4 protein-coding genes are annotated in these 4,466 nt (G+C 67.3%); all 4 read right to left on the bottom strand.

Annotated elements, in window-relative coordinates; genetic code table 11:
- Positions 1–238: 238 nt before the first annotated feature.
- Entirely contained in the window at positions 239–937 is a 699-nt protein-coding gene (locus tag ACE3N9_RS16460) for a DUF4136 domain-containing protein (RefSeq protein ID WP_374285567.1), read from the bottom strand.
- A gap of 118 nt (positions 938–1,055) precedes the next feature.
- Complete coding sequence (trpS, locus tag ACE3N9_RS16455; RefSeq protein ID WP_374285565.1) at positions 1,056–2,075, bottom strand: tryptophan--tRNA ligase; 1,020 nt, start codon at positions 2,073–2,075, stop codon at positions 1,056–1,058.
- A gap of 8 nt (positions 2,076–2,083) precedes the next feature.
- Entirely contained in the window at positions 2,084–3,691 is a 1,608-nt protein-coding gene (gene murJ, locus ACE3N9_RS16450; protein WP_374285563.1) for a murein biosynthesis integral membrane protein MurJ, read from the bottom strand.
- Positions 3,692–3,732: 41 nt separating this feature from the next.
- The gene (gene secB, locus ACE3N9_RS16445; RefSeq protein WP_374285561.1) at positions 3,733–4,254 is read right to left on the bottom strand and encodes a protein-export chaperone SecB; all 522 of its coding nucleotides are present in this window, start codon (positions 4,252–4,254) and stop codon (positions 3,733–3,735) included.
- Positions 4,255–4,466 lie beyond the last annotated feature (212 nt).

Here is a 4,466-nt window from a genome sequence, read left to right as displayed (position 1 = left end):
GGCCCAACCACCCGTTAAAGGTACCCTGTGGGTGGTTGGGCCGGGGGAGCGGGCTGGCCAGGCCAAGCTGATCGCGGAGGCGATCAGCGCACCAAACAAGGAACCTGCCGGGGGAGTGGGCCGGCCAGGCCAGGAAAAGCCGGATGGCTTTTCCGCACCGCCGTCAGGCGGAAAGAAACAACCCAAAAAAAGGGCGAGCCAGTTGCCTGGCCCGCCCTTCGTTCTCGGTGGTGTCACCTCAGTTGCGGCGGTTTTTCTCCGGCGCGACCGAGATGCGCACGGTTTCCCCGGAATTACCCGGGAAATCGGTGAACATCGCCTCGACCAGGTTGGGCACCAGGTAGGGCAGGCGGTTGGACGTGGACGCGGCTTCGGCCTTGCCTTCGAACAGGCGCTGGCCATCGGCCTTGCGGTCGATCTTCAGGCGGATGCCGCTGGTGTAGACGGTGTAGCTTTCCACCCCGCCATCGAACCACGGATCGTACCAGCCGTAACCCCACATCCCGCCGCGATAGGGCGAGTAGAACGCGCGGCGGCCCCAGCCGGTGTAGCCGATGCCATAGCCATAGCGCGGGTAGCCATACCACGACCCCCAATAGGGATCGGCAAAGCCGGTGGTGCGCACCTTTTCGCGGCCCTGGTCCACCCCGTAATCGAACCGCACCAGCAGGGTCGCGGTATCCGGGCTGGCCGGGGCATAGCCGAGCGCGGCCATGCGCGCTTCCACCAGCTTGGCATATTGCGAGAATTCGAGGCCGCCCGCCAGTGCCGGGTCATCGGCGACCACGGCAAAGCTTTGCCCCTGCGGCGCGGGCAGTTGGCTGGCAAAGCGCGAGACATTGGCATTGAACGGCGTGGCGCAGGCCGCCAGGCCCAGCATGGCCAGCGGCGCCAGCGCCAGCTTGAACTTGCCCATCACCGAGCGATTGGACGTCATCGACCCTGTATCCCCATTTGCCGCCGGTCGAATCGCCGGGCGGACACACAGCTTAGCATTGCCGCCAGTCTCGGCCAGAGCGGCTGAATGGCGCTTGAATGATGCTGCCCGGCGCCGCTCAGCCGCGCACCAGCCCCAGCGCGTTATAGGTGGCCGACAGCGTGCCTGCGCCCAGCTCGCGCGCCTTGGCCGCGCCCTTGGCGAGGATCGCCTGCAAGGCGGCGCGGTCCTGCCGCAGTTCGATGAAGCGGGCGTTGATCGGGGCCAGGCTTTCGACCAGCAGTTCGCCCAGCGCCGGCTTGAACGCACCAAAGCCCTTGCCCTGGAATTCACCCAGCACGGCTTCCATGCTGGTCCCGGCCATCGCGGCATAGATCCCGACCAGGTTGGCCGCTTCGGGGCGGCCGTCCAGCCCGGCCTTGTCGCCCGGCAGCACCTCGGGGTCGGTCTTGGCCTTCTTGACCTTGTTCATGATCGTGTCGGCATCGTCGGTCAGGTTGATGCGGCTCATGTCGCTCGGATCGCTCTTGCTCATCTTGGCGCTGCCATCGCGCAGGCTCATGATCCGGGCGGCTTCGGGCGGGATGATCGGATCGGGCAGGGTGAAGACCGGCGCGTCCTCGGCGCAGAAGTCGTTGTTGAACTTCTGCGCGATGTCGCGCGCCAGTTCGAGGTGCTGCTTCTGGTCCTCGCCCACCGGCACGTGGGTTGCCTGGTAAAGCAGCACGTCGGCGGCCTGGAGCACCGGGTAGGTGAACAGCGCGACCGACTGGCCCTCGCGGTTCTTGCCGGCCTTGTCCTTCCACTGGGTCATGCGGTTCAGCCAGCCCATCCGCGCGGTGCCGCTCAGCAGCCATTGCAGCTCGGCATGGGCGGGCACCTGGGTCTGGTTGAACAGCACCGCCTTGTCGGGATCGATCCCGCAGGCGACCAGCGCGGCGGTCATCTCGAAGGTGTTGCGGGTCAGCTCGGCCGGATCGTGCGGCATCGAAATGGCGTGCAGGTCGGCCAGGAAATAGAGCGCCTGCCCGCCGGTGGCCACCGCATCGTCCTGCATCTTCACCCAGTTGCGGATCGCCCCCAGGTAGTTGCCAAGGTGGAGATTGCCCGTGGGCTGGATGCCGGAAACGATACGCATTGTCGTGCTCACTCTACTTCAAGGATTTCATCGTCGGACTTGGTCCGGGCCGGACGGCGGCGGCGCAGCTGCGCCAGCACCGAACGGTCGACCGCGCCGACCGCAAAGGCCACCGCGAAGAACACCGCCATGCCCGCTGCCACCAGTAGCGCCAGCGACCAGACCCGGCCCAGCCACGGCCCGGAATAGTGCGTCGCCAGCTGCGGGGTCAGCCAGTACAGCAGGGCCGCCATCGCCGCCGTCGCCACCGCTTGCCGCGCGACGCGCCCGGCCAGCTGCGCGGTGAAGCGGAACCAGCCGCGCCGGTGCAGGATCGCATAGAGCAGCAGGCAGTTGAGCGTGGCCGAACAGGCGGTCGCCGCGGCCAGCCCGACGATGCCCCACTGCCGCACGACCCAGACGTTCAGCGCGATGTTGAACACCAGCGAGACCAGCGCGGTCCACACCGGGGTGCGGGTATCCTCGCGCGCGAAGAAGCCGGGGTTGAGGATCTTGACGATCACATAGGCTGGCAGCCCCGCGACCAGCGCGACCACGATCTGCGCCATGACCGCCCCGTCCGCCAGGGTAAACTTGCCGCCGACGAAAAAGGCGGTGCAGAACGCCGGGGCACAGACCGCCAGCGCGGCGGCCGACGGCAGGGTCAGCAGCGTGCCGATCTCGAAGGCGTTGGATTGGAGGCGCTGCGCCTCGGCCGCATCGCCGGTGTGGATGTGGCGCGACAGCATCGGCAGGATCGCCGTGCCCAGCGCGATCCCGACGATCCCCAGCGGCATCTGGTTGAGCCGGTCCGCCAGCTTGAGCAGGGTCAGCGAGCCCTGCGGCAGGCTGGTGGCGAAGAAGGTGTCGACGAACTGGCTGATCTGGTAGATGCCTGCGCCGAAAGTGGCGGGCAGGATCAGCGCGCCGAGCCGCCGTACTTCGGGGGTGAAGCGCGGCGCGGTAACCTTCAGCCGCACGCCCGCGCGGCGGGTTTCCCACCACAGGTACAGGAACTGGCCCAGCCCCGACAGCGCCACCGCGATGGCCAGCGCCATGGCGACGATCCGGTCATCCCCGCTGTCGCCGCGCAAGTGGTCGCCCACCAGGATCCCGGTAATCAGGAACACGTTGAGTAGCACCGGCGCGAAAGCCGCCGGGCCGAAGCGCGAACGCGCGTTGAGCACGCCCGCCAGCATCGCCATCAGGCTGATGAAGGTCAGGTAGGGGAAGGTGACCCGGCTGAGCAGTACCGACAGCTCGAACTTGCCGGGCACATTGGCATATTCGCTGGCCAGCACCCAGACCACGCCCGACATGCCCAGCATCGCCAGCGCCGAGAAGCCCAGCAGCACCCAGACGAACACCGACAGCACATCGCCGGCAAAGCGGTCAGCGGCTTCCTCGCCGCCTTCACCGTGCAGCGCGCGGCTGTACATCGGCACGAAGGCGACGCTGAACGCGCCTTCGGCAAACAGCCGCCGGAAAGTGTTGGGCAGAGTGAAGGCAAGCTGGAACGCGTCCGCCGCCAGGCCCGCGCCCAGGACGCGCGCCAGCAGCATGTCGCGGGCAAAGCCGAACACGCGGCTGATCGCGGTCAGGCCGCCGATGGTGCTGACATGGCGGACCAGGCTCATGCGCGGAACTCCCCCTCAGTAGCGCGCCGGGCCGGGCCGGATCAGGCCTGGCCGACCGGCGCCTGGGCTTCCAGCTCGGCCTGCTGCGCGGCCATCTGCTGGAGGTAGAGGCCGTTGAAATCGATCGGTTCGAGCAGCAGCGGCGCGAAGCCGGCGTCGCGCACGGCATCCGAAATCACGCGGCGGGCGAACGGGAACAGGATGCGCGGCGCTTCGGCATAGATGAAGGCATGCTGGTGCGCTTCGTCCATGTTGCGCATGCCAACCAGGCCGGCATAGGCCAGGTCGACCAGGAAGGCGGTGCCCTGCTGGCCCACCGACTTGATCACGATCTTCAGTTCCACTTCGTGGACCCCGTCGCCCACGTTCTGCGCGCCGATGTTGAACTGCACGTCGATCTGCGGGGTGTCCTGCCACTGGAAGGCGGCCGGGGCATTGGGATTTTCGACCGACAGGTCCTTCACGTACTGCATGATGAAGCCAGCCGTCGGCATGGTGTCCTCGCCGTTGGCGGCAGGCGCTTCCAGGCCCAGGTCGGTGATGATGTTGCCTTCGTCGGACATGATTGCAGTGGCTTTCGCTCTGATAAACGGATCGGCGGCGCGCCTAGCATTGCCGCGCGGCGGCGTAAATGTTTCTTTGGGAGTCCTTGTTCGGTGCGCCAACTGCCTCCGCAGTTGGCTTGCAACACCGGCCCGCTCCCCCGGCCCAACCACCCACAGGGTACCTTGAACGGGTGGTCGGGCCGGGGGAGCGGGCCGGTGTTGCCAGGAAT

Origin of the sequence: Novosphingobium sp. (assembly GCF_041905565.1) — a bacterium.
Lineage (GTDB): Bacteria > Pseudomonadota > Alphaproteobacteria > Sphingomonadales > Sphingomonadaceae > Novosphingobium.
Note: the sequence above shows the minus strand (reverse complement) of the source record. Positions and strands in the feature narration are given on the sequence as shown.

What these genes read in the sequence shown, in the direction of transcription:
- ACE3N9_RS16460 (WP_374285567.1), bottom strand. Translation starts at nt 937, where the DNA reads ATGACGTCCAATCGCTCGGTGATGGGCAAGTTCAAGCTGGCGCTGGCG.
- trpS (WP_374285565.1), bottom strand. Translation starts at nt 2,075, where the DNA reads ATGCGTATCGTTTCCGGCATCCAGCCCACGGGCAATCTCCACCTTGGC.
- murJ (WP_374285563.1), bottom strand. Translation starts at nt 3,691, where the DNA reads ATGAGCCTGGTCCGCCATGTCAGCACCATCGGCGGCCTGACCGCGATC.
- secB (WP_374285561.1), bottom strand. Translation starts at nt 4,254, where the DNA reads ATGTCCGACGAAGGCAACATCATCACCGACCTGGGCCTGGAAGCGCCT.